The following is a 25,769-nucleotide window of genomic DNA, read 5'->3' on the forward strand; positions in this document are numbered from 1 at the left end:
CCTCGGTGATTCATTAGGCTTGAGTGTTTAGCCAATGCTCTGAATAGTTTGTTGTTGTATTAGATTGAAAGGTGTTGGATTCGCGAGCGGCAAAGATAGATGCCTCTTCTTGATTGCCATCATGCGCGTGTCGCTCTTGACCTTGATCCGAGCCGACATTGACATCGACATGAACGAAGTTTTGCTCTTGAAGTTCCGTTCTTAAGCGTTCTGAAACTTGTATCAATGCTTCGCGTGTTACGGCGCTATTAGCGTTGATTTGCACGCTTAAGCGATCTCCCTCGACACGAACCAATAGATCCAACTTACCGAGTTCTGGCGGATCGAGACGAATCTTGGCTTCTTGCAGGTTCTGCTGTGCTTGCAACGTCACGCGGTCTTGAAGTACCTGCATCATCTGCTCACCCCATTTACCAGAACTGGTATCGACACGAACTGCCGCCCATTCCGACCCCTGAGCTTGGGTTGCTGCGAGCGGCGTCGTAGGATTGGTGTGTGCCGCATGAGCTGTCGGTGACTGCACTTGCGCATTAGCCGTCAAAGGCTGTCCCTGAACTGGCTGGTTAAGGAGTGTTTGCAAATCTGCTGCAGATACTTTGACCTGATTTGTGGCGCTAGCTTTAGCTATGCTTTGATTCTCTGACGTTGGCGTCGCCGCTCCCAGTGTAGAGTGTGGTTGAGTTGCCGTACTGGTTACTTGCGTTGAGCCATTTATCGCTTTGGTCGTAACTTGACCAGATTCGTCTTGTTTGCCGGCTGCTTTCACTATGCCTTGCATCAGAGCTTGTGCTTGAGCTGCTAAATTGACTGGTGTCGCTGGAGCTTGAGAACTGAGTAGGGCATCCACCGGGGCATCTTCAGAACTTGAACCTTGCTCGGTTGTTTCTGTATCGGCAGGCGCTTTAGGCAACGCTTGTGCATTCAAACGAAAGCCGGGTACAGGAACGTGACCGGATAGCGCTTCTTGCTGAGTTTGAGAAGATGATGCAGAAAACCCTTGCTCGGATCGTGCCTGCATTACTTTCCCATCTTGCGTTGGCTGAGAAGCAACACCGCCAGAAATTGAATTGGTTACCATCATTGTGTTAGCTCCATGGTCATTGCAAGTTGATACGCCATGGCTCGCTCTTGCTGGTTACTCACCGAACTCATTTCTTGCTCTAGCTCGCTGGTGGCTTTTTCCAACGTAGTAAAAGCACTTGCGTGCACTGCTTTCGCTCGTTGGATTTCCGGCGCCAGTTTTGGATCTTTCAGGAATGGCTTGTGGCTAATAAGCAGCTCTCGCAACTGTAAGTCGTAGCGCTTGAGAGCCCGCCAATCAGCCGTTTTAGTGGCGATTTGGATCAGTTTTGACAAGTGGCGAAATCGCTCTGGCGACACTTTATGCTTGCTGTCCAAAATTCATCCAACCTTCTCGAATGTTACCCATGACACGTTCAACGTTGTCTAAACGTGATGTGTCGTTTTGTACGCTGGTGTAGAACAGCTCTACTTGGCAGAAGTCGTAAAGTTGGCGTAAGTTATCAGCAATTTCACCGCCGTTCTCTTCATCTAAAGCACTGCTTAATCCAATGAGGATGTTCATGCATTTGTTAATGCTTGCGCCTTTTTCCGCAAGTCGGTTGGCAGCTAGGTGACCACGTATACGTTCAACTTCATCGAGTAAGCCGTCGATTAACATGACAACGAGCTGATGTGGGTTTGCTGATGCAGCTTGCGCATCAAGATCGACTTGCTGGTACGAGTCGTAGCCGGAATCCATGAGCATGAGTAGTTCTCCTAAAGCCTTAACCAAACAACGACTGGGTTTGGTTCATTTGCGTCATTAACGTGTTCATTTGGGTAAATTGTTTGATGTAGCGTTTGTACGACATCTCGTACTTGCGCTCTAACGTGGTTTGCTTATCTTCGATGCGTCCAAGGTTGGCTTGTAGTGCATCTTTGCGAGATTTGAATGTGCCAGAAGAGAACTTCAGGAAAGGTTCAGCCATGTCATCCAGTGAATCTAGAAGTGCACCATCGCCGTTAAAGATGGATTCTAGTGCGGCACTGTTGCTCTTTTGAGCTTCGTTGAACTTGGTTTGATCGACTTTCATTTTTCCTGAACGGTCTAACGTAATGCCGATTTCACTCAAACGCATGCCGCCGTATTCACCACGAACTAGGCTCGTAACTTGGCTTTCGATAGAGCGCATGGTTGGATCACTAGCAAGTACGCCGCGTGCTTGATCTTCGCCGCCTGTTTTGGTGTATTCGTCGATGGTTGAAATCAATGAGTTATATGCTTCAACAAACTTATCAACTTGTTCTTTTGTGCCTTCTGAATCTGTGCCCACTTCAAGTGCAATCGGTGTTTCACCTGACTTTTGCGCTTTTGTTACTGTGAGGTCGACACCATCAATCACGCCTTCAAAAGTATTGCTTGCGTTAGTTAGCTTTAGACCACTGCTTTCTGCACCAAGCCAAATGACAGCGTCTTGAGGTTTACTAATCTCAGTCGTGCTAGTGAAAGCATTTTCAAACCATGCTTCACCAGTACCCGATGCACTCACATTGATTGTGTTTGCGACACCTGTTTTGGTGCTAGATAACATGAAGTGAGTTTGACCATTAGAACGCACAAGTGTGGCGTTAACGCCAGGGTTATCGGCATCGTTGTTGATTGCACTAACCAGCTCGGTCATGGTTGCTTTACCGTCACCGTCGCTATCAACGGTTGATAAGTCCAAGCTCATGCTTTCACCGTTGATGGTGAAATCTAAAGAACCCACAGCAGGGATTTCTGTCGATGCATCCAAGCTCGCAGGCATACCCGTAGAGATCTGGTGTGAGGTTGCAACTTGCTCAACGAAGATCTGATAGTTACCCACCAAAGCTTTAGCATCGGCGTCAGCAGTAAAAAAGCCTTCTTGAGATGTCGTAGCTTTGTTTTTGATAACGCTGTTGGTGCTGCTGTTCATCTCTTTAACGGCGGTGCGGAAGTCTCGCAGAGCGGTTTCTACTTTGCCCAACGCCGTTAATTGAGATTGATACTTGTCTGTTTGTAGCTTGTAGCGTTGCTGAAATGGTTGAACATCTAACGTGGCGAATTGGGTTGCCATGCTTATTGGATCTAACGAACTCATGAGGTCGCTCCCTCTCTCATCTGTGGTTGGCACTGCGAGCTGTCGCAGTGCCACTAATAAATTGTCTATCGCAAGATGCGTGCCTAATGTTTAAGTCTATATAAAACAATGCATTACGATGATTTTGTGTGGTTGGGAGGAAGCGGGTTTTCCACCTGTTGGTTCCGCTCTTCCCCTGAATACTCTTGGGGTTTCCCAAATAGAAGAGGCGACCAAAAATAGGCAAAGATTTAACGCAATACCCGAGTAACCTGAGAGGCTTGGTTGAGTGAGAATAAGTTGGGTATCGAGAGGAGAAAACGAGGCTATGAGGCTGTACGCATAGTGAGCGGATTTCGGGGTTTACTGCTAAGTGTTTCAGATTTTTCTGACCCTAATAAGAGAACTGTTTTTGCTATCTTATGCCCCTGCAATTTTTGTGGTTGCTAACGTCCGGCTATTCCTCAATTAGATCCAAAAAAGAACGACAGTAATGAATGATTTTGTTTTTAGACTTATGAAGTGTGCCCGTGCATACGAAGCCTTCATTGGAACCAAACTACGCAGTAAACAGAGTATTAATGCTGAGGAGTTGGCGAGTATTCGTATTGAAGCGGTTTCGCGATTCCCTGAGCTTAAATCTTACCATCCGACTCATGGCGCGGAATCTGCGGAGCTTGAGCTGTTTAATAAGGTGCTGATCAACACCATGCTCAAAGCTGGATTTCGTGTCCCTGCCAATCAAAATAATGGTGCAAGTAGTATCTACATTCGTCGTTAATAAATCTTTTCGTGGCGGTTTTTCATTTATACCCAAGTAACCTCGAGATGCTAGGTTCAGCGAGACTGACTTGGTTTGTAGACGCGGCGGCGATTTAAAGGTTTAGTGGGTCTAAATCAAGAATCGACAACAAAGTATACAAGCCAAGGTCCTTACTATTTACAAAGAGTGCCCTTTGGGAGCGTGTCCTTGACTCGCTTTTTTAGTCAAACAACTTGGAAAGAGCTGGCTATTACACTGCGTTGTTTTCCTTGCTCTCGAATCAATGACAACGCTCTGAGTCCTGCATCTTGAAGTCACTTGGGTATAGGTATAAATCAACCCTATGTGAACGAAAAAAGCCTCCCGGATGAATGGGAGGCTTAGAGCTTTCAGACGAACTAAATGTTGTAACCTTTTAGTTAATAGAAGGGGACTATTAACGTAGTAGCGACATTGCCATACCAGGCAGTTGGTTCGTTTGAGAAAGAACCGTTGTACCAGCTTGCATAAGCATTTGGTTCTTAGTCATGCTTGAAGATTCTGCTGCGAAGTCTGCATCCATGATACGGCCTTTCGCTGCAGTAGTGTTCTCAACCATGTTACCAAGGTTAGTCATAGTGTGTTCTAGACGGTTGATGTTCGCACCGAAGTCTGCACGAGAAGAACCAATCTTTTCAACTAGACCAGCAGCGCCACTGATTTTATCAAGAGCTGCTTTCGCTTTAGCTGCGTCACCAACACCGTCAGTGATTGCTGCGTCAGCTAGGATAGTAGTGATTTCACCAATACCAGTACTTGCGTCTACAGATAGTGTTTCAGCTGAAGATGAACCGATTTGGAATGATACTGCGCCTGCACCGAAGCCGCCGCCTTTAAGAAGGTTTTGACCACCGAACTTAGTGTTGTCAACGATGTTGTTAAGTTCTTTAGTTAGCTCTTGGAATTCTTTATCAAGAGATGCGCGGTCAGTAGCACTGTTTGAACCGTTCAACGATTGTGTTGCTAGGTCGTTCATGCGGTACACGATGTTAGTCATTTCGTCCATCGCGCCTTCCGCAGTTTGCATCATTGAGATGCCGTCTTGTGCGTTACGCATTGCTACGTTCATGCCACGAGTTTGTGCTTCTAGTCGGTTAGCAATTTGCAGACCTGCAGCATCGTCAGCCGCTGAGTTAACACGGAAGCCTGTGCTCAAACGCTCCATTGCAGTGTTTAATAGACCATTTGTGTTGTTCAGCGTGTTTTGCGTAACAAGTGAAGCGTAGTTAGTGTGCATAGATAAAGCCATCGTAAGTCTCCTTGGTTTTCAATATCTTTTCAGGCCTCGGGAATTTCCCTGCTCACTAACAAGAGGCGGTTAATTGGTTTTAATGATTAATTAGAAAGTTAAATATTTTTTCCAAATGGCTCATTTTGATGGTTTTTGGTGATGCCCATTCCAGAAAATCGCTGATTTAGACCCAGCAGACCGTTAAATCGCCATCGCATCTACAAACTAAGTCCTTCATGTTTACAAACTAAATCAACCTCGCTGAACCCATCGTCTCGACACGACTAGGTATAAAAAAGGGCGAACTCTAAATTTAGAATTCGCCCTTATTGTTCTACGGCATTCTTACTTTATTCGTCATCAAACGATTGAAAAGACAGTGACGTAGGAATATCGCTGAAGTATCCGAAATAGTAACTCGCGCCTAATAAACGGTAGCGGTTGAGTTCTACTTGGCTTGCGACACGCCCTGCTACCCATGGAAATTGATTGCGACGTAGGAAACGAGCAATAGGTAAAAACGCATGTTGATCTTCTTTGTTTTCTATCGTCACAGATAACTTAATCATGTCTGGCTCGAAATCCACAATATGCTCAAAGTGAATTTGATTTGTCGCGATCTCGAACCAGAGTGCAAAGGCGTTTTCTTTGAGCTGCTCAACCAAAGTACCAACGCGTTCGTGTAAGCAGAGCGCTTTATCTGCTTGCAGAGATGGCACGACATGTTGAAATCCTGCATTGTGAAACTGAATCATTTGCTCAAGAAAGTGCGCGCCAGGCTGCCAAAGCAGCGCATCAACATGAATTGGCACGACCACGTTGCTGATCAAATCGGGATGAAACGCTTCCAACTGAAATTGAGTTTGGCGAAGCGCGAGATACAAGCTGTAAAGATCTAAGCAAAACAGCATTTGCTCAGAAAGTTCAAATTGATACACGCTCTGCTCACCACGTGACCCAAAACGTAATGTGAGGTGTTGGTATTCCACCTCTCCGGTTTTCGTCTCACGAATTGCCTGACACGCATGCTGAATGTCATTGTGTTTGAGTGCATCAAACACCAGTTTATCGTCTTCCGTGACAATGTGTTCCTCAGCAAGGCAACACAAATAGTCGTACATCGCTTTGTTTGAGATGAGATTATCCAAGGTTACCTACCACGTTGATTTGTTTGTTTTCTGGAATTTCATTGTAAGACAGTACTGCCAACCCTTGGGTAAAGGTGCGGGCATAACGTGCCAGCAATGGTCGCAGTTGAGGCATCACCAGTAAAATTGGTGGCAGACCTTGTTGCTTAAGTTGTTGACGAATCAAGGGTAAATTCTGTTGGAACTGTCCAAGAATGTTTGGTTCGATCGGGAAACTGTCTAGCATGACCGTACCTGCTGCTTGTGCTTGTTGCAGTGATGTCATCAACATCTGTTCGAGTTCGTCAGACAAGGCGTAGACGTTCAACTCGTTTTTCTGACCAGCAACTAAGTTGACCAAGGTGCGTTTGAGTGCGCAACGTACGTCTGCAGCAAGCAAAATTGGATCTTTGGTGTTTTCCGATGATTCCAACATGGTATTGGCGATGGTGCGAATGTCTTTTAGTGGCACTTGGTCAAGCAGAAGCTGACGATAAACCTTAAGTTGCTGGGCTGGTGTTAATGCTGCCGCTAACGCTTCAGCCAGTTTTGGCGCTTGTGCTGTAAGGCGTTGAGTCATGGCTTCTACGTCATCGTGCGTAAACAACTCTGCCAAATTGGTCTTCATGATCTTGCTGATGTGGGTGGCGATTACCGTACCATCGTCAACCACCTGATAACCCATATTCAGGGCTTTGGCTTTGTCTTGATGTTCAATCCAAACGGCTGGCAATTGGTAAGCGGGATCGCTTCCTAAAATACCATCAACTTCGCCATAGGTTTCACCAACAGCAATTGCCATTAAGCGTTCTGGTTCGATAAAGCCTTGTTCAATCACTTCACCATTTAGAGCGATGGTGTATTGATTTGGCTTTAAGCTTAAGTTGTCGCGGATACGGACTTCAGGCAGTAAGAAACCCACTTGTTCAGAGAGGTTGCGACGCACACCACGAATACGCTGTGCCAAAGGTGCACCTTGTTCTCTGTTGACCAAATGTACTAAGCGGTAACCTAGGGCAAGAGACAAAGTGTGAACATGTGGAATATCATCCCAAGTTAGCGTGGTCTCTTCTTCTTGCATTGCATGAGAAAGCGCTTCTACTTGGTCAATTTGTGGGTCTTGAACGGGCTTTTTACTTTGTCGCCATCCAGCAAATGCCAATACTGCAGCAAAGGTGAAAAATGCCAAGTGAGGCATGCCCGGTACGATACCAATCACCACCATAATGCCAGCAACGGTGAACAAAGTTGCTGGTGTTGCCAGTAACTGCTTATGCATGGTTTCTGACATGCCATTGTCGCTGTCGTTGATACGAGTAACGATAATGGCAGCGGCAGTAGCAAGTAATAGTGATGGGATTTGTGCAACGAGACCGTCACCAATGGTCAGTAGGGCATAAGTCTTGAAGGCTTCGGAAGCAGGTAATCCGTGCTCGAATACACCAATACTGATACCACCAATGATGTTGATGAATAGGATCAGTAAACCTGCGACAGCATCACCGCGAACGAACTTAGATGCACCATCCATTGAGCCGTGGAAATCGGCTTCGTTCGCGACTTCTTTACGACGCAGACGTGCAGTCTCTTGGTCGATCAAACCAGCGTTGAGGTCGGCATCGATCGCCATTTGTTTACCTGGTAAGGCATCCAAGGTAAAGCGAGCGGATACTTCAGAAATACGCTCACCACCTTTGGTGATCACGACGAAGTTAATGATCATCAAGATGATGAACACCACCATACCAACGACATAGTTACCACCGATAACCACTTCACCGAAGGCTTGGATAACTTTACCTGCCGCATCTCCACCGTTGTGACCTTCAAGCAATACGATACGCGTTGATGCTACGTTCAGTGTTAAGCGTAATAACGTCGCGACCAACAAAATGGTTGGAAAAACTGAAAAGTCGAGTGGTCGCTTTGCTGTAGTGCTGACCAGCAATACCAGAATCGCTAAAACGATGTTGAAGGTAAACAGCGCATCCAACAGTAATGGTGGTAGAGGCAAAATTACCATTGCCAAAACCATCAGCAAGACAATTGGAATTCCCATATAGCCTTTGGTGGAAGTTTGAAGTTGTTTTAACCGGTTAAACATACTCTCGTGTCCTTGGGTAAACGCGGGTTAATCAGTGTTGCAAATGCTTTGGAATTGAAAAGTGAGGCAAAGGTGTTGGTTCTTTTCCTTCCCCTTTACGAAAGGCTTTCAATTGCAAAACGTAAGTTAGAATGTGAGCCACAGCGATATAGAGCTGGCTTGGGATGGCTTGCTCAATTGCGGTGGTGTGATAAATCGAACGAGTAAGAGGTGGCGAGTTGATGATCTCGACCTTGTTCTCGCGGGCAATACGTTGAATGTGCATTGCGGTCTCATCGACGCCTTTTGCGACCACAAATGGCGCATCAGAAAGTGATGGCTCATATTTCAATGCGACGGCGTAGTGAGTCGGGTTAGTGATCACTACGTCTGCAGTTGGCACCATTTTGTCGATTTTACGACGAGCAAACTGTTGTTGAATTTGTCGAATACGTTGTTTGACTTCAGGGCGACCTTCGTTGTTTTTGAACTCTTCTTTGAGCTCTTGTTTGGTCATTCGTAGTTCCTTGAGGTGTTCCCAACGTTGGTAAGGAATGTCAATAACCCCAAACAGTAATAGAGCAAACCCCATCAGCAGTAGACCTTCGAACAAAATCGACATGATCAGAGAAAAACCTTGGCTCAATGGCAAGTTTTGCATACCAAGTAGCGGCTGCAAATGGTTGTCCAAGTAGCCATAGAGGATGCCGAAGATAACCAAAACCTTGAAGGTCGATTTCAACAGCTCAACGACTGAGCGAGTCGAGAAAATGCGCTTAATACCTGAGATAGGGTTGAGCTTGCTTAGCTTTGGCATCACGTTGGCTGGTCGAAACATCCAGCCACCTAGCACCATGCTACTGCCACAGGTCACAATGATGATCACCGTGAAAAGCGGTAACAGCATCTCAATAATGACAGCCAAACTTTGACCTAGGTGCTCAACCAACTGTTTTGGATTTTCTAAGTCTGCTTTAGTTAAGGTCATGTTGTAGCGGAATACGCCGGAGACGCTTTCCCAAATGCCATTCAGTTGAGAATAAAAGAACAGCGCCACCGCTAAAAATATCACAGCAGTCGTGAACTCTTTTGCGCGAGGAATCTGCCCTTCCTGGCGGGCTTTTTTTACCTTCTGGGGGGAGGCTTTCTCGGTTTTGTCTTGTGACGACTGATCGCTCATGAGCCCCCCAACATAAAGTTGTTCAGAAAACGAATCGTGTCATGCACCAATGCGGTGTAGCGGCTTGGCACGCCAGATACTGAAATCAAAACACTAAATAGACCTAATAACATGGTCATCGGGAAGCCGAGTGCATACACGTTAAGTGACGGGGCTGCTCGGTTCATCACACCAAAGCTGATGTTTGCAAGCAGCATGGACACGATAGCCGGTAGCGCTAAAGCAAGTGAAGAGGCAAACATCCACCCAAATATGTTGATAATGCCTTGAAGAGATAGAGCGGTAATACCTGAGCCGACCGGCCAAACGACAAAGCTCTGAATGACAATGTCGATAACCAACAAATGTCCTTCAAGTGCAAGGAACAGCAAAGTAGAAAAAATCAGAAAAATACGTCCAAGAATGGCGACCGAAAGTCCGTTCACTGGGTCATTCATCATCGCCATACCTAAACCCATCTGCAGAGAGATGACTTGACCAAGCATGGTAAAGACATTGAATAGCATATGCAGAATCAACCCAAACATCACGCCCCAGATTGCTTGCTCGAAAGCAAGAAACAGAGACGTCATAGAGAAGAGTTCGACTTCTGGCATGGGTGGCATCAGTGGAGCGGTGATCACCACAATAGAAAGGGCGAGCAAGCTGCGCACCCAAACAGGAATAAGTGCATCTCCGAAAAAAGGCATGGAGATAAACACCGCGCCCACACGGAAAAATGGCCACCAAAGTTGACCAAGAATCATGGACAATTCCGCGAACGAGATCGTCATTAGCCGATCATCCCCGGAATGTTGTGGAATAGGTAATCGAACAGCTCCATGATTTTTCGCAGCATCCAGTGACCTGCGAAAATCACCATAAGGAGTGTGACTAATAGACGCGGTAAGAAACTCAGTGTCTGTTCGTTAATCTGTGTTGCGGCTTGAAATACCGCAATACACAAACCAACAATCAAACCAGGTACAACAAGCACTGCCACCATCAGGATGATAAGCCATACTGCGTCAGAGAATAGAGTGACGGTTAATTCTGGTGTCATGATGTTCTCCCATCACCCAAAGCTGGCAGACAAGGTACCAACCGTCATCGCCCAACCATCAACAAGAACAAAAATGACCAGTTTAAAGGGTAGGGAGATAATCAGAGGTGACAACATCATCATACCCATTGCCATTAAGACACTAGCGACCACCAGATCGATGATCAAAAATGGAATAAATAACATGAAGCCAATTTGGAAAGCTGTTTTGAGTTCACTGATCACAAATGCTGGCAGTACAACAGCGAAAGAAATGTCTTCAACATTTTGATCTATTGGCTCATTCGCAATACGTAACATCTGCTCTAATGAGCTTTGGTGCGTCTGCGCTAACATAAAGCTTCTGACTGGCTTTTCAGCCACAGAAAACGCCTGAACCAAAGTAATTTCACCGTTGTCATAGGGCTTAAACGCATTGTCGTAAATGTCAGTCCAAACGGGACGCATAATTAGAATCGTCAGCGTCAAAGCAATACCCACCAACACTCGGTTTGGTGGGCTTTGTTGCAAACCTAAAGCCTGACGCAAAATTGCTAGTACGACGATAATACGCGTAAAGCTGGTGGCCATGAGGATAAACGCTGGCAAGAAGCTGAGTGCTGTCATGAGCAACAGAATCTGAAGCTTCACACTGTACTCTTGTTGTGTGTCGCCGTCGGAAACCGATAGGATCGTTAAGCCGTTGTCCGCCGCCATGGTTGGCAGTGCAAACAGTAATAAACCGAACACCACCATCGTCAGCAAAGATCGTCGACGCTGACAAACACTCAGAACATTCATTGCGCAATCCATCCGAACTTATCGACCTACACCGCTAAGTGCGGAGTCGTGTACATCAATAAGGCGAAGTCCATATTTATCGTTAACAACGACGACTTCTGCTTGTCCCATTAGCGACCCATTAACTTTAACGTCTAGAGGCTCACCGTTGAGTTTATCAAGCTCAATGACGGTACCTTCACCAGCTTTCATCAAGTCACCTAACGGTATCTCTTTGCTCGCGACTTCAAGTGTTACGGTCACTGGAATGCTCTTGAAGAAACTCAAATCGCGCTCGGCAACAGGTTCAGCTTTAAAAGTTGGCTCAGTTTCAAAATCTTCCAACTGAAAATCATCAAAATTTAATTCATCGGCGTCGAATGCTGTGTTCTCTTGCGCTTCGCTCATCGCTGCGATTCCTTATCTGGGTTAAAAATCAAAACAAGCTGACCGTCTTGCTCGGCAACACGACCAGTGAAAAGGGTTTGGGGACCAATGCTGATAGGCACGGTATTTAGAAGCTCTATTGGCAAAATATCGTTAGGCTGTAGCCCCACAACATCACTGAGCGCCATGGTTTTTTTGCTTAGCACGACGTTGAGACGAACGGGGGTGGATTCTAAAGAACGACAAAACGGCTGATACAGATCGGCATCGCTGTGCATTTCCAGCTGCTCAATCAGAGTTTGAATCATCGCACTGTCTAGCTTGAGGTGAATGGTGCCCTGATAGTCTTCAAACGCGATGGAAAGTTCCGCGTGTAAGCCAATCCCGCGTGGCGTTTCATACTCACAAAGTTGCCACATTTCTTGAGGAGCGAGCCAATTGGTGATGATTCGGCTAATCCGTTCTTGCAATCGTAAATCACTAGCGGTTAATGAGGTTGAACTGCGCTCTGTCGTTGCGCCGTAAAAACGGTCTGCTAACTTAATCAGAGTTTGCGAATCACCATGAACATACACCATGCCCTCATCTTGATGTTGGTAAGTGGACGTTTGGTCCTTATCCAACAGCGTTGGCGAGAACCGATGCAGCTCGACAGAAACTAAGCTCGCTTCGACTTTGTTTGAGCTGAGCCAATTTTGCAATTCATTTGTGAGGCTGGAACAGGATTCTGAAATCAAAATTTCGAGCTTTTCACGAATGATATGAATAGGTTTGCCTAATAATTCTACATCTAACAAATTGATGTCGGAAATAGGCTCGTTAACTTTGTTTTCCATCTATATTTTACCGTGCGTTAACAATCTAAACTGCTTCAACTTAATGGCGGCCAGTCTATACATAAAATTTAATGATCCTTTAGTGTCAACTTTGATTATTGTGACTTTAGTTCACATGTTGATTTGTAGGTAACTATATGCACTTTTAATGAAATTTAAAAAGAGTTAGGTTGTGGCTTATAAAATAGTTAATAAAAAATATAACAAGCGGAAGCTAAGATGGTGTTAATTCAACTATTTAGGGTTGAAAGATAATAAAACCATCTAACCTCATGCAATACAAACCATTTTTTGTTGGTCAAATTAAGTTTAAGTAAGAATGAACCCTGCTTTCGTGGGCGTTTGTTGACCAATTTTAATATTTCAGAATAGGGTCTTAATATGATTACCTATGCCAAATTTCCTAACTTGATGGCATATTTAATTAACCATTCTATGTCAGGGCTTTGTAAGATATACCTAGGCAGAAATGGCTTAATAATATTTTCAAGCTTATTTTCTATTGCACTATTAACCTTGTCTAATTCTTCAGTTGCTGGAGAAAAGATCACCATACCCATGGATCTTTCTAATTGGACATATAAAGGAAATAAGTTTGAGTGCAACTTGATGCATTCAAATATTCCGCAGGGGAAGTTTTATTTCCTAGCGGAACCAAATAGCCAAATTTCGTTTATTGCAGATGTTCGAAATAACAACAATAAATGGAATAGCGCGGTGCTAAGTAGTGAGAATGCTCCATGGTCTAATGAGCTTTATACGAAAGATGGGGCGTTGGTTGAGTATAAATTGGCGACGAATCGGGTTAAGTTTAGCCATGGTGCAGATGCATTACTGGAGCAAGTTGCTTCAGGTCGTTGGGTTACATTGTCACTTGACGGAAGTAATCCTTCCGCTATTAGCGCTGTAACGTTACCAACTATCCGAATGCAGAGTGCATTGGAGTCCTTCAACCAGTGCCGCGCTCGTTTGCCTAAGCTTTCGTTTTCCCAAGCACGCGATATCAATCTGCCATTTAATTTTGGTCAAAAGCAATTAAGTGTTAAGCAATCAGACACATTGGCCGCCTTATACAGTTATGTGTCTGTCGATGAGCGCGTCACTAAGATTTTGATCGATGGTTACACCGATAATGTAGGCTCTCAGCTTGCAAATTTAAGCGTATCACGTCAACGAGCCCAGCAAGTCGCAGATGCCCTTGTTGCGCTAGGTGCTGAGCGCAGCATGATTGAAATTCGTGCCCATGGTGCTCGCTACCCTATCGCCAGTAATAACACGTCAGCCGGACAAGCCAAAAATCGCCGAGTCACATTAAGACTGGTTCGAGACAATGAACGTGTGATTGCGAAAAATCGCCCAGAAGTAAAACAACCCCAACAAGAGAAGGTAAAGGTTCAATGATGACGAAAACAGATATTTTGTTGGTTGAGCCAAATGAAAACCTTGCTCAACCAGTGTTGGGTGTACTTGAGAATGCAGGATATTCGACAAAACACAGCCGCACTGGTCGTAGCGCACTTTTGCAAGAGCGTGCTTGTATCACTCTGGTGAGTTCTAACTTGCCTGATATGTGTGTGCGTGAGTTTGTGGCATGTCATCAGAAGCAGCGCAATGCTGGTGTCGTGATCGCTATTGTCGATCAAGAACAGGGCATCTTAGCTGCGGAAACAATGAAGTCAGGCGCGACAGACTACCTACTTCGTCCGTTCGAAACCAACCAATTACTGAATTTACTTAAGCGCGTAGAAGCTTTAGGTAAGCCATTGGCAAACATCGTGGCGGAATCATGGCGTAGCAAACAGGTGCTTCAATTAGCTCATCGCGCAGCATGCACTAATGCAAGCGTCCTTATTACTGGTGAATCTGGTACGGGTAAAGAAGTGCTTGCTCGCTATGTGCATGAGCAATCTCCAAGAGCGGATGGACCTTTTGTTGCGGTCAACTGCGCGGCTATTCCAGAATCCATGTTGGAAGCGGTGTTGTTTGGTCATGTAAAAGGCGCGTTTACCGGAGCAACAAACTCACAAAGCGGCAAATTCGAAGAAGCCAATGGTGGCACCATTTTGTTGGATGAAATCGGTGAGATGTCGCCAGCAGTGCAAGCGAAACTATTACGCGTACTTCAAGAGCGTGAGGTGGAAAGAGTTGGCAGTCACAAAGCAATTCAACTGGATATCCGAGTGATCGCGGCGACCAACAAAGACTTGCGTGAAGAAGTGCAAAAAGCCACGTTCCGTGAAGACCTTTACTATCGTTTGGATGTGCTGCCATTGCATTGGCCGCCGCTGCGTGAGCGCAAAGAAGACATCTTACCGATCAGCCAATTTTTCATCGAAAAATACCAAGATGGCAGTCGTTGTCATCTGTCCCAAGATGCGATTTCGGCACTGAGCCAATATCACTGGCCAGGCAATATTCGTGAACTCGAAAACGTCATTCAACGCGCTTTAGTCATGCGTCACGGTGATTACATTACCGCCCATGACTTGATGTTGCCGATTGAATTGTTAACACCAGTCCAGTCTGTTGAGCCTGTTTCAAGCTTTGGACATGTCGAAGCGAAGAAGCAAGCTGAGTTTCAATTTGTTCTAGATAAATTACGTCAGTTTGGTGGAAACCGAACCAAAACCGCAAACGCATTGGGTGTCTCTACCCGTGCGTTACGTTACAAGCTCGCGGCAATGCGCGAGCACGGTATTGATCTACAGTCGGCGCTTGGCTCGGCTGCCTAAAAGGGGAAAACAAAGATGGCAAGTCAACCAACCAATGCGGTTTCAGCAGAGCAGCTAATGCTGTCAAAAATGGAGGTGATGCGAACACAAGCTCAACCTCCGGAATTTGTGGTAAGTGCAAACCCACTTGATCAGAAAACCTTGAATACTCCAATTTCTTTTTCACAAGCGATGACGAACGTGCTCGATACGGTCAATCAACATCAGTCAGTCGCAAGCCAGAAAATGACGGCTGTAGAAACTGGGGCAAGTGATGATTTGGTCGGGGCAATGATTGCAAGCCAAAAGGCGAGTCTCTCATTCAATGCTTTGATGCAAGTGCGCAACAAAGTCGTGATGTCATTTGAAGATATTATGAAGATGCCGGTGTAATACATGTCAGAACTATCCACTCAAGTCGCCGGTACTTCTGCAATGCATACTGGCACCACTCAGTCATTCTCTTCAAGCAATGGAATGGATGACGTTACAAACAAAATCAAGCAATTGTGGTCAAGCAGCCAACGCAACCTGGTGTTGTCTGCTGTTTTGGCTGCTATTGTTGCCGCGCTCATTGTGGTCGCGCTTTGGAGTTCTTCTCAGAGCTTCCGTCCTCTATATAGCCAGCAAGAGCGCTTTGATATTGGCGAGATTGTGTCGGTATTAGAAACGGAAGGCATCAGCTACCGTATGCAAGAGCAAAATGGACAAGTGCTGGTTCCTGAAGGTGAGGTTGCACGTATCCGTATGCTTTTGGCTTCAAAAGGGGTAAAAGCGAAGCTGCCAACGGGTCTTGATTCATTAAAAGAAGACAGTTCTCTTGGTACCAGTCAGTTCATGGAAACTGCACGCTACCGTCATGGTTTAGAAGGTGAGTTAGTACGTACTATCATGTCTCTAAACTCAGTCGCAAACGCACGTGTGCACCTTGCTATTCCTCGTCAAACCCTGTTTGTGCGTCAAAATACGGAAAACCCGTCGGCTTCGGTCATGCTAGAGCTTAAACCGGGTGAAGACCTTAAGCCTGAGCAAGTTGAAGCGATCATTAACTTGGTGGTTGGCAGTGTGACGGCAATGAAGCCGGAGTTTGTCTCTGTCGTTGACCAATACGGTCGCCTATTGAGTGCAGACGTTGCTTCTGCTGAAGCTGGCAAAGTGAACGCCAAATACCTTGAATATCAAAAAAACGTTGAGAAACAAATCATTCAACGTGCCGCTGACATGCTGACCCCAATCGTGGGACCAAGTAACTTCCGTGTTCAAGTCGCGGCAGATATGGATTTCAGCCAAGTTGAAGAAACGCAAGAAATCTTAGACAACGCTCCAGTGGTCCGTAATGAGCATACGATTCAAAATAACTCAATCGACCAAATCGCTCTTGGTATCCCTGGTTCATTGAGCAACCAACCGCCAGTCACCGGTGAAACGCCAACGAATGACAGCCAGAACTCAAACGCGCGTTCGGAGATCAACCGTCAATACGCAGTGGGTAGCAGTGTTCGTCGTACTCAATACCAACAAGGTCAGATAGACAAATTAAGTGTTTCGGTCTTGCTGAACTCACAAGCGGCGCCGGATGGTGTGGCTTGGAGCGAAGCCGATAAAACGCAAATTTCGACCATGATCATGGACGCAGTTGGTATCTCAAACGCTCGTGGTGATAGCTTGAGCCTTATGAGCTTCAACTTCACTCCAATCGAGATTGACGCGCCGCCGGCAATGCCTTGGTGGCAAGACCCGACGGTACAGCAGCCTTTGCGTTACGTGATTGGCGGAATGTTGGGTTTGGCGATGATCTTCTTTGTTCTTCGTCCGCTTATCATGCATCTAACAGGTGCAGACAAACCTGCTCCTGAGCTGGAGTTTGCTGAGCCGCAAATCGAACCGGATTACGACAACCTACAAACTCGTGAAGAGCGTGAGCGTGAAGAGGTGCTTAATCGCAAACTATCAGAGAAAGGGATTGCCGTTTCGTCTGGATTGGATGTTAACAGTGACATGTTACCGCCAGCAGGCTCTCCACTTGAGATTCAATTGAAACACCTACAGCTTATTGCCAACGAAGAGCCAGAGCGTGTAGCCGAAATTCTGAAACAATGGGTAAACATCAATGAACACAGCGCCGTTGACGTCAAAACAGACGCTTAGTTATGTAGAACAAACCGCCCTTGTGCTACTGGGGATGGGAGAGGACGCGGCTGCAAAAGTGCTGCAAAACTTTACTCGTGATGAAACCCAGCGCGTGACTCGCGCAATGGCGAAGTTGAATGGCATCAAAAGTGATTCTGCTCGTGGTGTCATCCAAAACTTTTTTGAAGATTTCCGAGAGCACAGCGGCATTCGTGGCGCGTCGAAAGAATACTTGTCCAATACGCTACGTAAAGCGTTAGGTAACGATTTGGCAAAGGGGTTGCTCAACAACCTGTATGGCGATGAAATTCGCAATAACATGCAGCGTTTACAGTGGGTAGAGGCGGAAACGTTGGCACGATTTATCGTCAACGAGCACCCACAGATGCAGGCTATTTTCTTGGCTTATCTGCCCGCGGACAGTTCTTCAGCCGTATTGAAGCACCTGCCGCAGGATTACCATGATGAGATCTTGTTCCGCATTGCTCAGTTGCAAGATATCGATCACCAAGTTGCGAACGATTTGCACGAGCTTGTAGAGCGTTGTATTGACAAGGTTTCTGCTAGTCAAACCACGCCTTTGTCTGGTGTGAAGCAAGCGGCAGACATCATTAACCGATTTGAAGGTGATCGCGCGTCCTTGATGGAAATGCTCAAACTGCACGACGAGGATGTTGTGAATGAAATCGAAGAGAACATGTTCGACTTCATGGTGCTGGGTCGTCAGCGCGAAGAAACCATGGATGCACTGGTTCAACAGATCCCATTGGAATTGTGGGCTGTGGCATTGAAAGGCTCCGAGATTACTATGCAGCAGGCAATCAAACGTTCTATGCCTCAACGTATGGTTAAAGCGCTAGAAGACGATATGGAACTGCGCGGCGCCGTGGTATTGAGCCGAGTGCAGCGTGCACGTCAGGACATTATGCAGCTAGTTCGTGAGCTCGATGAGTCGGGCGAAATTCAACTGCTACTTTACGAAGAGCCAACGGTGGAGTAACGCAATGGCAGACAAAGCACCAAATACCATGCGTTTACCCCCAAGTGGTTACCGTTTACATCGCTTTCCACCTTTGGCACAGCCAGTAAATATTGAAGATGACTTCGCGCTGGAAAATCAAGGTTGGCAAGATACTCAAGCTGATATTCAGCAACAGCTTGAGGCTGGCTTTCAACAGGGTTTACAGCAAGGTCATGATGAAGGTCTACGTCAAGGCATTGAGCAGGGTAAACAACAAGGCTTGCTCGATGGACAAAAAGAAGGCTTTCAAAAAGGGTTTATTTCTGGAGAGCAATCTGGAAAGCAAGGTTTTATGGAAGCGGCGAAACCAGTGAATGAGTTGTTCCATGCTCTGTCTCGTTGGCAGAACGAAAAAGAACAGCAACAACGTCACATGATTTGCGAGTTAGTACAAAAGGTGGCGCAGCAGGTTATTCGTGCTGAGCTGACCTTAATGCCACAGCAAATCTTAGCCTTGGTTGATGAAACGCTATCGGCAATGCCGGGCAAAGCGGAGAGTGTGATTGTGCATTTGAATCCGCAGGATTTAGAGCGTATTAATCAGATCAATGCAGATTTGCCATCAGCTTGGAAGTTGGTTGCAAATGCCGAGTTGCCTGTGGGCGGTTGTCAGCTTGTCACCGAAGATGCCGAAGCTGATGCGAGCTGCGATTCACGCTTGGAAGCTTGTATGGACAACGTAAAGCAGCACTTGCTTGATGAAGTGTCGATTCCGCAGGTTGAAACCGAAGATGAATAGCACCTTAAGCCATGAAGTATTAAGTGAGCGTTTGAGCGATGCATTAGCGTCGCTCGATTCAATTCCCGTTGCGAGAGTGACAGGGCGATTGATCAAAGTAAATGGTTTGATGCTTCAAGCCGTTGGCTGTCGTTTCAAACTGGAACAACGTTGCCTAGTTGAAACCGCAGAAGGGGATATGATCGAAGCGCAAGTGGTTGGCTTTGATCATACCGTCGCCTACTTAATGCCTATTCGCCGTTTAGGTGGCTTATTTGCTGGTGCCAAAGTCATTCCACTGGATGGAGACAGCACGGTACAGCTTAGTTCGCAATGGTTAGGGCGGGTGGTCAACGGATTAGGTGAACCGTTCGATGACGGTGCGCCACTTAAAGGGGGAGATCGTGTTTCACTTGAACCTAAACCGATCAACCCACTTAAACGTCGCCCGGTCGATACGCCTCTGGATGTTGGCGTTCGTGCTATCAATGGTTTATTGACTGTGGGTAAAGGGCAGCGCATTGGCTTGATGGCTGGCAGTGGTGTCGGCAAAAGTGTCTTGATGGGAATGATCACGCAGAACACAGAGGCCGATGTGATTGTCGTGGGTTTGATTGGCGAACGTGGTCGAGAAGTCCGCGAGTTTATTGAACGAAACTTAACACCAGAAGCTCGTCAGAAAGCGGTGATTATCGCCGCACCCGCGGATGAATCGCCACTGATGCGATTGCGCGCCACATTACTTTGTCACCGAGTTGCTGAGTACTTTCGTGACCAAGGTAAAGACGTATTGCTCCTGATGGATTCTTTGACGCGTTATGCGATGGCGCAGCGAGAAATTGCCTTGTCTTTGGGTGAGCCGCCAGCATCACGAGGTTATCCGCCTTCGGTATTCAGCGTTTTGCCTCAGCTTTTAGAACGAGCGGGTAACAGCGAAAACCCGCATGGCAGTCTGACCGCAATCTATACCGTGCTTGCCGAAGGTGATGACCAACAAGATCCTGTGGTTGATTCTGCTCGTGCAATTTTGGATGGGCACGTTGTGTTGTCTCGTCAATTGGCTGAGCAAGGGCATTACCCAGCGATTGATATCAATGCTTCTATCAGCCGTTGTATGAACGCTTGTACTCACGAGGCGCACAGCACGATTGCTAATAACTTCCGTCAGCTTTACTCCAACTATCTGCAAGTTAAAGAGTTATTACCACTGGGTGGCTATCAACCAGGACAAGATCCTGAGTTGGATCAGTCGGTTTCTATGTATCCGCAATTGCGTGCTTATCTACAGCAGTCTGCAAATGAAGCCGTAGACTACCCAACCAGTTTGACGGCGTTGGCGCAGATGTTCCAGAGTGAGGCGCAATAAGGTTACAGCATGGAGTCCAAACTAAAAGCGGTTGGTAAGCTGCAGCAAATGGAAGAAAAGCAGCGTGATAGAGTGGGGCAGCAGCTCGATGTGATGAGGCAGCGTCACTCTCATCTTGCGATGCAGCTAGAGCAGCTTTCTGAACTCAAAAACCATGCGGGTCAATCCGCCCTTGCAACACCTGTGCTTAATAGCGCGACACTGATGAACTTAAATCGCGTTGATCACATGCTACAAAAAATGCTTCACCACCACGAACATGAACAAGCCGTGATGCAAGCAGAATGCGCTTCGGTACAAAAACACCTTGAGTACAAACATGCCCGAGTGCAGGGGCTAGAGAAAGTGTTGGAACGTTGGCGCAGTAAACAAAATTATGAGAAAGCCAAGAAAGAGCAGAAATTGATTGAAGACATCATCAATTCCCGCTTAAAACGCAAACCGCTATAAAGTTGCGAACTCTGGCGCTGGTAACTGTTCTTTCTTGTCTTAGTGGTCAAAGAGGTTCGCTAGGTAACGACTCAGCGGCATAGGCTTTGCGACGCCATAACCTTGTGCAAAGTTGATCCCCAAACTGCGTAATATCTCGCTATGTTCTGCGGTTTCTACGAACTCTGCGACGGTTTCTAAGTGCATTTCTTTCGCAACCGTCGCAATGGAACTGACGATCAATCGGTCGGTTTCACTCTTAGTGATTTCACGTACAAATGCCCCTTCAATCTTCAGAATATCTAATGGCAGGCGGCGCAAATAAGCAAAGCTAGCGTAACCAGTACCGAAATCATCAATTGCGACTTTACAACCGAGTTTGCGTAACAAGCTTAAGGTTTCAATCGCTTGTTGTTCATTGATGAGTGCTGAAGATTCGGTAATCTCAAAGCAAATCTTTTCCAACGGTACATTAAAGCTTTTGGCACTCTCTATAATGCGAGAGGCTAGGTTTTCTGCACTTAGGGTTTTCGCGGTAAGATTGATCGCGCAATGCCCAATGTCATCCCAGTTTTTTACCTTGTCCCCAAGCATTCGAAACGTGTTGATTATCACCCAGTGATCAAGTTTTATCTCTAATCCGAATTGGTTGATCAGAGGAAAAAATGCCGCAGGTGAGAGCACTTTTCCGTTTTGTTCTTTTAGGCGTAACAACACTTCAAAACTGTGCTTAGTTTCTTCGACACCTGAGAGCTTCATATATGGTTGGCAGAACAGTTCAAACTGCTCGCGCTTAAACACCTGTTGGATATGGTTGAGTTTATCGACGCGGTCCATTTCGAACGATTGTGCGTTAATCCAATGAATACTGCGATCGCTTTGAGGTGGTTGATCACACAAAATCGACACCACCTTTTCAATGTCTTGCCCGTGATGAACGACGGTACAAAATATCGTTGGCGAAACAAGAGCAACAGAGGTGCCACGCCAATAGAATTGAAAGCTCTCTAGATACTCCACGACTTCTCGCAACTCTTCCTCTGCGAGGTCTGAGTAATGAGTAAAACTCAACAACCCTGTAGAGAAAGGTGGGCGGTAGCAGCGATTGATACTGTCGTTGCGAGAATAAAGAAACTCACTCAGTTGCATGATTAATTGCGATTTACCCTCATGACCGAGGTCTGTGAGCATAGAAAGCGTTGGCGTTAGATCAAGATAGAGCAACAGGGAATGGCGTTGACGACTGATGTCTTCTTTTAACTGGGCGATGTTGGACAAGCCTGAATACGGGTCAATCCGCTCTGAACGAATCTGTCTTTGTGTCATCTCGAACAGCTTCACTGAATAGCCACCGAGTAAATACGCCAAGGTAGTGAGCACGGTAATGATGATCAGCAAACCATAGAACTGTTTGTCACCAATTAAGCCTGCGTTGTAGTGGCTGATACTGTCATTAATGATCAATAAAATGAACGGCGCGCCAACAAACAGTGGGCGAATGAGTCCGTGCTTAGCTAAACCAATCACGACAAGAAGTACGGCAAAGAAGCTCAGCGAGTTGAGCATGAAAGAAGATGAAGAAAGTACCGCAGTAATAAAAATGGCAATACAGCTTACTAGCCATGTTATGTAGCCGCGACAGCGGGAGTTTGAAACTCTTAAACGCTTGTCTAAGGCAAGATACGATTGTGTGTCGGTATCGGTGAGTAAGCTCACCATGACGTACAAAATAGGTGTCACCAACAACTGAGTTAAGTAATTCCCTAGTGTGGCATAGAACAAAAAGTCCGGGCTTAGAAATTGACCATCAACAAAGGTGTTGACCAACATCATCTTGATCGTATTAGCGAACGGAAATAAGCACCCAATGACGACAAAGAATAAAGTGATCCTTTGCTCTGCGGGTTGATAGAGGGCACGGTTGTTGAGGTAATGAAACAAGCTAGAAAATGCGAAAGGCAACAATGGAACAGTGAAAGCGTAAAGCAACGCATGTTCGAGTGTTCTTCCGGTCCAAAAATAATAAGCGAATAACCCGAGTATTACTGCAGGCAATGCGCGCCATTGATAACGAAGAAAACTCACTATCATGACGGAGCTGACGGCAGAAATTAGCTGAAAGGAATCTTGCTCAATAACAAACATCTGCGACAGCGCAAAACCAGCAAACACGGACAATATGACGCCAAGAGTCAAAAACAGCATCGCTGAAATACGGCGACTCGATGCAGCATTATTCATGGACTTGATCTGAAAGTAGTTGGGTAGCCGATAATAACAGGATTATCGGCTTAAGATGTACTGGAAAATGATAAGTTTTAGAGTTTTTATTCTAAAAATTGTAAGTAAGGTTTAAGGCACGTGCTACAAGGGCTGACGGCGTCTGACCCAAGCGAATAAACTGCCAAGAGTGACCAGTCCGAAACCAAGTGAACCGCCACTGCTTTCACCACTGTTATTATTGCCAAAATCATTGCTGGTGGTGTCTTCCGGATCGAACCCTGAATCCCCTTCGCTATGGTAATCCTCGCTTGCAGCCAGGGCGGCGTTGTAGACCGTTTTTACTCCGGAACTGGTTTGCGCCTCGACCCAAGAAGTGTAATTGAGTACTTCTGTAAATACGCTAGGAATAGCGGGAGACTCGCAAACCGAAGATCCGTAGCTCACTATGCCGATCTGTTGATAATCCCCGTTGGTGTCTTGATAGGTCAAAGGACCACCAGAGTCTCCTGCACATATCCCAGTGTAAGTTCGGTTAGGGAAGCCATTGGCGCACAAGCTTTCTTGTGAGTTAAAGCCTGAAACAAGTGAGGCACACTGTAAATCTGTTAAGGGTTGGATTTCTGCCCAGCGTAGATAGTTAGGACCTGACGTATCGTTCGTTGAGGTTTGTCCAAGCCCAAAGATTTGATATACCGTCTGCTCACTGTAGTCGCCAAAGTCCTGTGGTAGTGTGATGGATTGGACGTTGTCGGTAATTGGACGCGTGAGTTCCAAGACAGCAATATCGTTAATCCAAAGGTCATCTGGATCGTAGTTTGGATGAATGGTGATAGCTCGCACATCTTTAAATTCTTCCACGAACACATCGTTCATGGTTGGGTTTTTTACCAACACGCGAAGATCGTTGATTGTCCATCCGCCAGTGAAGACACTCGGTTCGACACAGTGTGCTGCGGTCATGATGTACCTGTCATTAACGATGGTACCACCGCAAATGTTGGCAAACTGACTGGAACCCGTACGGTGTAAAATGACGCGTGCAAAGAAAGGGAGTTGGTTGGCTGTAGCTTGTTGTCCGCCAATAATAAAAGGTTTCACGTCAGGTGAACTGACTTCACCCATCGTTTCGGCTGAGCTAGAAAGTGGGGCAATGAGAACAACGCCACTCATAAAGAAATGATACAACCTCATAAAGCCATCCTTGGATTTCAAAAGCACTCTTTTTACTTTATACCAATTCCGGCATTAATCTATTCACTCGTGATGCAAATAAATCCACGTTATACCCAAGTAACCTCGAGATGCTAGATTCAGCGAGAATGACTTGTTTTGTAGACGCGGCGGCGATTTAAAGATCTAGTCATTCTAAATCAAGAATCGGCAACAAAGTATACAAGCCAAGGCCCTTACTATTTGCAAAGAGTGCCCTTTGGGAGCGTGCCTTCGACTCGTTTTTTTAGTCAAACAAAAGGCTGCGTCAAACAACTTGGAAAGAGCTGGCTATTACACTGCGTTGTTTTCCTTACTCTCGAATCAATGACAACGCTCTGAATCCTGCATCTTGAAGTCACTTGGGTATGAAGTCGATTATCTCAATTTAATATTCAATCGTTTGCAACTTTGTGCTGGCGAAACTTTAGGTTCAATACAATTCGTGTGATCGCTGCTCTAGCACACGGGCATGTTGGCGTATCAGCTAAACTCTTGTCTTAGCCAAGACCTCAGTAAATGAAAGGCTTCCTGTTTGAGTTTGTGTGGTGGGCAAACAAAGTAAAACTGCTGGTATGGGTTGACCACAGGCTCGCCCAATTCCACCAATTGCCCGTATTTGATGTCATCTTTGACAAATAGACGATGGGTTACCAATAACCCCAAACGTCTTGTCGTTGCTTGTACCGCTTGAATGGACATATTGAAGGTCATTGGCTTTTTATTGGTAGGTCGCAGTAATCCTGTCTCTTCTTCCCAAACTTGCCAGTCATGCTTTCGGCGATCGTTAGTGACTTCAATGATGGGGTAAGTTGATAGCAGTTGCTGAATGTCTCGGTTATCAGGCTGCTCTAATAATTCGGGACTGCACACCAACACTAACTCATCCTCACTCAGCTTTTCACAATAGTAATCTTGCCACTCTTGAGGACTGCCATGCACGACCGCAGCGTCAATCCCCTCTTGCTCTAAGCTAAACAATCCCACCAAATTAGACAGACGAACATCCAACTGAGGGGCGTAATCTTGCAAGCTCGACATGCGAGGGATCCACCAATGCAAAGCAAGTGAGTTAACCATATTGAGCGTAATACGCTTGGAGTTTTGATCGTGAATCAAAGCTTCAGTGGCATCGACGATTTGCTCCAACGCAGGCGCCACTTTGCGATAATACTTTTTACCATCATTGTTGAGTCTGACTTGGCGACCAATGCGATCAAACAAAGGTTTATTGACCTGACCTTCTAATGATTTGATGGCTTGGCTAACCGCAGAGTGGCTCACAGAGAGTAGGTGGGCGGCTTCTGTCATGCTGCCTGTCTCCGCTACAGCGACAAATGCGTAGATGGATTTTAGTGGGACTAATTTGCGCATACTGCTTCGGCTCTCTCTATGAACTGGATTTAATTTA

General features: G+C 46.0%; 25 protein-coding genes. 9 read left to right on the forward strand and 16 right to left on the reverse strand.

Annotated features, from left to right (window positions below; all coding sequences use genetic code 11):
- Positions 1-13 precede the first annotated feature (13 nt).
- Genes NL647_RS00845 through fliD form a run of 4 tightly spaced genes read right to left on the reverse strand, consistent with a single transcriptional unit; the run spans position 14 to position 3,125 of the window.
- On the reverse strand, positions 14-1,081 hold the full coding sequence (locus tag NL647_RS00845) for a flagellar hook-length control protein FliK (RefSeq protein WP_253649475.1): 1,068 nt from the start codon (positions 1,079-1,081) through the stop codon (positions 14-16).
- Positions 1,078-1,398, reverse strand: a complete 321-nt coding sequence (locus NL647_RS00850) for a hypothetical protein (protein WP_005448673.1) — start codon at positions 1,396-1,398, stop codon at positions 1,078-1,080. Before NL647_RS00850 ends, NL647_RS00845 begins: the two co-directional genes overlap by 4 nt.
- A complete protein-coding gene (gene fliS, locus NL647_RS00855; RefSeq protein ID WP_005448674.1) occupies positions 1,382-1,768 on the reverse strand; it encodes a flagellar export chaperone FliS in 387 nt (128 codons plus the stop codon). The genes NL647_RS00850 and fliS overlap by 17 nt, the downstream gene beginning before the upstream one ends.
- 19 nt (positions 1,769-1,787) lie before the next feature.
- Complete coding sequence (fliD, locus tag NL647_RS00860; protein ID WP_005448675.1) at positions 1,788-3,125, reverse strand: flagellar filament capping protein FliD; 1,338 nt, start codon at positions 3,123-3,125, stop codon at positions 1,788-1,790.
- A gap of 472 nt (positions 3,126-3,597) precedes the next feature.
- On the opposite strand from fliD, the gene NL647_RS00865 reads away from it, so the two are divergent.
- Positions 3,598-3,885, forward strand: a complete 288-nt coding sequence (locus NL647_RS00865; protein ID WP_005448676.1) for a hypothetical protein — start codon at positions 3,598-3,600, stop codon at positions 3,883-3,885.
- A gap of 418 nt (positions 3,886-4,303) precedes the next feature.
- Here the strand turns inward: NL647_RS00865 and lafA are convergent, their stop codons facing one another.
- The 9 genes from lafA to NL647_RS00910 all read right to left on the reverse strand — a co-directional run bounded on the left by lafA (position 4,304) and on the right by NL647_RS00910 (position 12,551).
- On the reverse strand, positions 4,304-5,155 hold the full coding sequence (gene lafA / locus NL647_RS00870) for a lateral flagellin LafA (protein WP_005448677.1): 852 nt from the start codon (positions 5,153-5,155) through the stop codon (positions 4,304-4,306).
- A gap of 332 nt (positions 5,156-5,487) precedes the next feature.
- The gene (locus NL647_RS00875; RefSeq protein WP_005448678.1) at positions 5,488-6,285 is read right to left on the reverse strand and encodes an EAL domain-containing protein; all 798 of its coding nucleotides are present in this window, start codon (positions 6,283-6,285) and stop codon (positions 5,488-5,490) included.
- Positions 6,278-8,368: a flagellar biosynthesis protein FlhA gene (flhA, locus tag NL647_RS00880; protein ID WP_005448679.1), complete on the reverse strand. Its 2,091-nt coding sequence runs from the start codon at positions 8,366-8,368 to the stop codon at positions 6,278-6,280. Before flhA ends, NL647_RS00875 begins: the two co-directional genes overlap by 8 nt.
- A gap of 31 nt (positions 8,369-8,399) precedes the next feature.
- Entirely contained in the window at positions 8,400-9,527 is a 1,128-nt protein-coding gene (flhB, locus tag NL647_RS00885; RefSeq protein WP_005448680.1) for a flagellar biosynthesis protein FlhB, read from the reverse strand.
- Positions 9,524-10,300, reverse strand: a complete 777-nt coding sequence (gene fliR, locus NL647_RS00890) for a flagellar biosynthetic protein FliR (protein WP_005448682.1) — start codon at positions 10,298-10,300, stop codon at positions 9,524-9,526. The genes flhB and fliR overlap by 4 nt, the downstream gene beginning before the upstream one ends.
- Positions 10,300-10,569, reverse strand: coding sequence for a flagellar biosynthesis protein FliQ (gene fliQ / locus NL647_RS00895; protein ID WP_005448684.1), 270 nt, complete (start codon positions 10,567-10,569; stop codon positions 10,300-10,302). The genes fliR and fliQ overlap by 1 nt, the downstream gene beginning before the upstream one ends.
- A gap of 12 nt (positions 10,570-10,581) precedes the next feature.
- On the reverse strand, positions 10,582-11,349 hold the full coding sequence (gene fliP, locus NL647_RS00900) for a flagellar type III secretion system pore protein FliP (RefSeq protein WP_005448685.1): 768 nt from the start codon (positions 11,347-11,349) through the stop codon (positions 10,582-10,584).
- Positions 11,350-11,367: 18 nt separating this feature from the next.
- Positions 11,368-11,736, reverse strand: a complete 369-nt coding sequence (gene fliN / locus NL647_RS00905; RefSeq protein ID WP_005448686.1) for a flagellar motor switch protein FliN — start codon at positions 11,734-11,736, stop codon at positions 11,368-11,370.
- A complete protein-coding gene (locus tag NL647_RS00910; RefSeq protein ID WP_017817315.1) occupies positions 11,733-12,551 on the reverse strand; it encodes a FliM/FliN family flagellar motor switch protein in 819 nt (272 codons plus the stop codon). The genes fliN and NL647_RS00910 overlap by 4 nt, the downstream gene beginning before the upstream one ends.
- 381 nt (positions 12,552-12,932) lie before the next feature.
- On the opposite strand from NL647_RS00910, the gene NL647_RS00915 reads away from it, so the two are divergent.
- The 8 genes from NL647_RS00915 to fliJ are packed head-to-tail and all read left to right on the forward strand — an operon-like array spanning position 12,933 to position 20,947.
- Positions 12,933-13,952 (forward strand): OmpA family protein, encoded by a 1,020-nt coding sequence (locus NL647_RS00915; RefSeq protein WP_253649476.1) that lies wholly within the window; start codon positions 12,933-12,935, stop codon positions 13,950-13,952.
- Complete coding sequence (locus NL647_RS00920; RefSeq protein WP_009696357.1) at positions 13,952-15,283, forward strand: sigma-54 dependent transcriptional regulator; 1,332 nt, start codon at positions 13,952-13,954, stop codon at positions 15,281-15,283. Before NL647_RS00915 ends, NL647_RS00920 begins: the two co-directional genes overlap by 1 nt.
- A 15-nt stretch (positions 15,284-15,298) precedes the next feature.
- Positions 15,299-15,655 carry a flagellar hook-basal body complex protein FliE gene (gene fliE / locus NL647_RS00925; protein ID WP_005448690.1) on the forward strand — a complete coding sequence of 119 codons (357 nt, stop codon included), beginning with the start codon at positions 15,299-15,301 and terminating at the stop codon, positions 15,653-15,655.
- 3 nt (positions 15,656-15,658) lie between these two features.
- The gene (gene fliF, locus NL647_RS00930; RefSeq protein ID WP_005448691.1) at positions 15,659-17,410 is read left to right on the forward strand and encodes a flagellar basal-body MS-ring/collar protein FliF; all 1,752 of its coding nucleotides are present in this window, start codon (positions 15,659-15,661) and stop codon (positions 17,408-17,410) included.
- Entirely contained in the window at positions 17,373-18,392 is a 1,020-nt protein-coding gene (locus tag NL647_RS00935; protein ID WP_005448694.1) for a flagellar motor switch protein FliG, read from the forward strand. The genes fliF and NL647_RS00935 overlap by 38 nt, the downstream gene beginning before the upstream one ends.
- 4 nt (positions 18,393-18,396) lie before the next feature.
- Positions 18,397-19,152 carry a flagellar assembly protein FliH gene (gene fliH, locus NL647_RS00940; protein ID WP_005448696.1) on the forward strand — a complete coding sequence of 252 codons (756 nt, stop codon included), beginning with the start codon at positions 18,397-18,399 and terminating at the stop codon, positions 19,150-19,152.
- Entirely contained in the window at positions 19,145-20,497 is a 1,353-nt protein-coding gene (gene fliI / locus NL647_RS00945) for a flagellar protein export ATPase FliI (RefSeq protein ID WP_038899007.1), read from the forward strand. The genes fliH and fliI overlap by 8 nt, the downstream gene beginning before the upstream one ends.
- Positions 20,498-20,506: 9 nt before the next feature.
- Positions 20,507-20,947: a flagellar export protein FliJ gene (gene fliJ, locus NL647_RS00950; RefSeq protein WP_005448699.1), complete on the forward strand. Its 441-nt coding sequence runs from the start codon at positions 20,507-20,509 to the stop codon at positions 20,945-20,947.
- 39 nt (positions 20,948-20,986) lie between these two features.
- On the opposite strand, the gene NL647_RS00955 is transcribed toward fliJ, so the two are convergent.
- The 3 genes from NL647_RS00955 to NL647_RS00965 form a co-directional block, all read right to left on the reverse strand.
- Positions 20,987-23,167, reverse strand: coding sequence for an EAL domain-containing protein (locus NL647_RS00955; protein WP_253649477.1), 2,181 nt, complete (start codon positions 23,165-23,167; stop codon positions 20,987-20,989).
- A gap of 123 nt (positions 23,168-23,290) precedes the next feature.
- Positions 23,291-24,340, reverse strand: coding sequence for a trypsin-like serine protease (locus tag NL647_RS00960; protein ID WP_230850223.1), 1,050 nt, complete (start codon positions 24,338-24,340; stop codon positions 23,291-23,293).
- A gap of 501 nt (positions 24,341-24,841) precedes the next feature.
- Positions 24,842-25,732, reverse strand: coding sequence for a LysR substrate-binding domain-containing protein (locus NL647_RS00965; RefSeq protein WP_005448703.1), 891 nt, complete (start codon positions 25,730-25,732; stop codon positions 24,842-24,844).
- Between the last annotated feature and the right edge of the window lie 37 nt (positions 25,733-25,769).

Origin of the sequence: Vibrio sp. Y29_XK_CS5 (genome assembly GCF_024181835.1) — a bacterium.
GTDB lineage: Bacteria > Pseudomonadota > Gammaproteobacteria > Enterobacterales > Vibrionaceae > Vibrio > Vibrio harveyi.

Bases quoted from the DNA above. Each gene is read 5' to 3' on its own strand.
- lafA (WP_005448677.1), bottom strand. From the start codon at position 5,155: ATGGCTTTATCTATGCACACTAACTACGCTTCACTTGTTACGCAAAAC.
- fliE (WP_005448690.1), top strand. From the start codon at position 15,299: ATGGCAAGTCAACCAACCAATGCGGTTTCAGCAGAGCAGCTAATGCTG.
- fliR (WP_005448682.1), bottom strand. From the start codon at position 10,300: ATGACGATCTCGTTCGCGGAATTGTCCATGATTCTTGGTCAACTTTGG.
- NL647_RS00865 (WP_005448676.1), top strand. From the start codon at position 3,598: ATGAATGATTTTGTTTTTAGACTTATGAAGTGTGCCCGTGCATACGAA.
- NL647_RS00920 (WP_009696357.1), top strand. From the start codon at position 13,952: ATGACGAAAACAGATATTTTGTTGGTTGAGCCAAATGAAAACCTTGCT.
- fliJ (WP_005448699.1), top strand. From the start codon at position 20,507: ATGGAGTCCAAACTAAAAGCGGTTGGTAAGCTGCAGCAAATGGAAGAA.
- NL647_RS00915 (WP_253649476.1), top strand. From the start codon at position 12,933: ATGATTACCTATGCCAAATTTCCTAACTTGATGGCATATTTAATTAAC.
- NL647_RS00955 (WP_253649477.1), bottom strand. From the start codon at position 23,167: ATGAATAATGCTGCATCGAGTCGCCGTATTTCAGCGATGCTGTTTTTG.
- fliN (WP_005448686.1), bottom strand. From the start codon at position 11,736: ATGAGCGAAGCGCAAGAGAACACAGCATTCGACGCCGATGAATTAAAT.
- NL647_RS00960 (WP_230850223.1), bottom strand. From the start codon at position 24,340: ATGAGGTTGTATCATTTCTTTATGAGTGGCGTTGTTCTCATTGCCCCA.
- NL647_RS00845 (WP_253649475.1), bottom strand. From the start codon at position 1,081: ATGATGGTAACCAATTCAATTTCTGGCGGTGTTGCTTCTCAGCCAACG.
- fliS (WP_005448674.1), bottom strand. From the start codon at position 1,768: ATGCTCATGGATTCCGGCTACGACTCGTACCAGCAAGTCGATCTTGAT.
- flhA (WP_005448679.1), bottom strand. From the start codon at position 8,368: ATGTTTAACCGGTTAAAACAACTTCAAACTTCCACCAAAGGCTATATG.
- NL647_RS00910 (WP_017817315.1), bottom strand. From the start codon at position 12,551: ATGGAAAACAAAGTTAACGAGCCTATTTCCGACATCAATTTGTTAGAT.
- fliF (WP_005448691.1), top strand. From the start codon at position 15,659: ATGTCAGAACTATCCACTCAAGTCGCCGGTACTTCTGCAATGCATACT.
- NL647_RS00935 (WP_005448694.1), top strand. From the start codon at position 17,373: ATGAACACAGCGCCGTTGACGTCAAAACAGACGCTTAGTTATGTAGAA.
- fliQ (WP_005448684.1), bottom strand. From the start codon at position 10,569: ATGACACCAGAATTAACCGTCACTCTATTCTCTGACGCAGTATGGCTT.
- NL647_RS00965 (WP_005448703.1), bottom strand. From the start codon at position 25,732: ATGCGCAAATTAGTCCCACTAAAATCCATCTACGCATTTGTCGCTGTA.
- fliP (WP_005448685.1), bottom strand. From the start codon at position 11,349: ATGAATGTTCTGAGTGTTTGTCAGCGTCGACGATCTTTGCTGACGATG.
- fliH (WP_005448696.1), top strand. From the start codon at position 18,397: ATGGCAGACAAAGCACCAAATACCATGCGTTTACCCCCAAGTGGTTAC.
- fliI (WP_038899007.1), top strand. From the start codon at position 19,145: ATGAATAGCACCTTAAGCCATGAAGTATTAAGTGAGCGTTTGAGCGAT.
- flhB (WP_005448680.1), bottom strand. From the start codon at position 9,527: ATGAGCGATCAGTCGTCACAAGACAAAACCGAGAAAGCCTCCCCCCAG.
- fliD (WP_005448675.1), bottom strand. From the start codon at position 3,125: ATGAGTTCGTTAGATCCAATAAGCATGGCAACCCAATTCGCCACGTTA.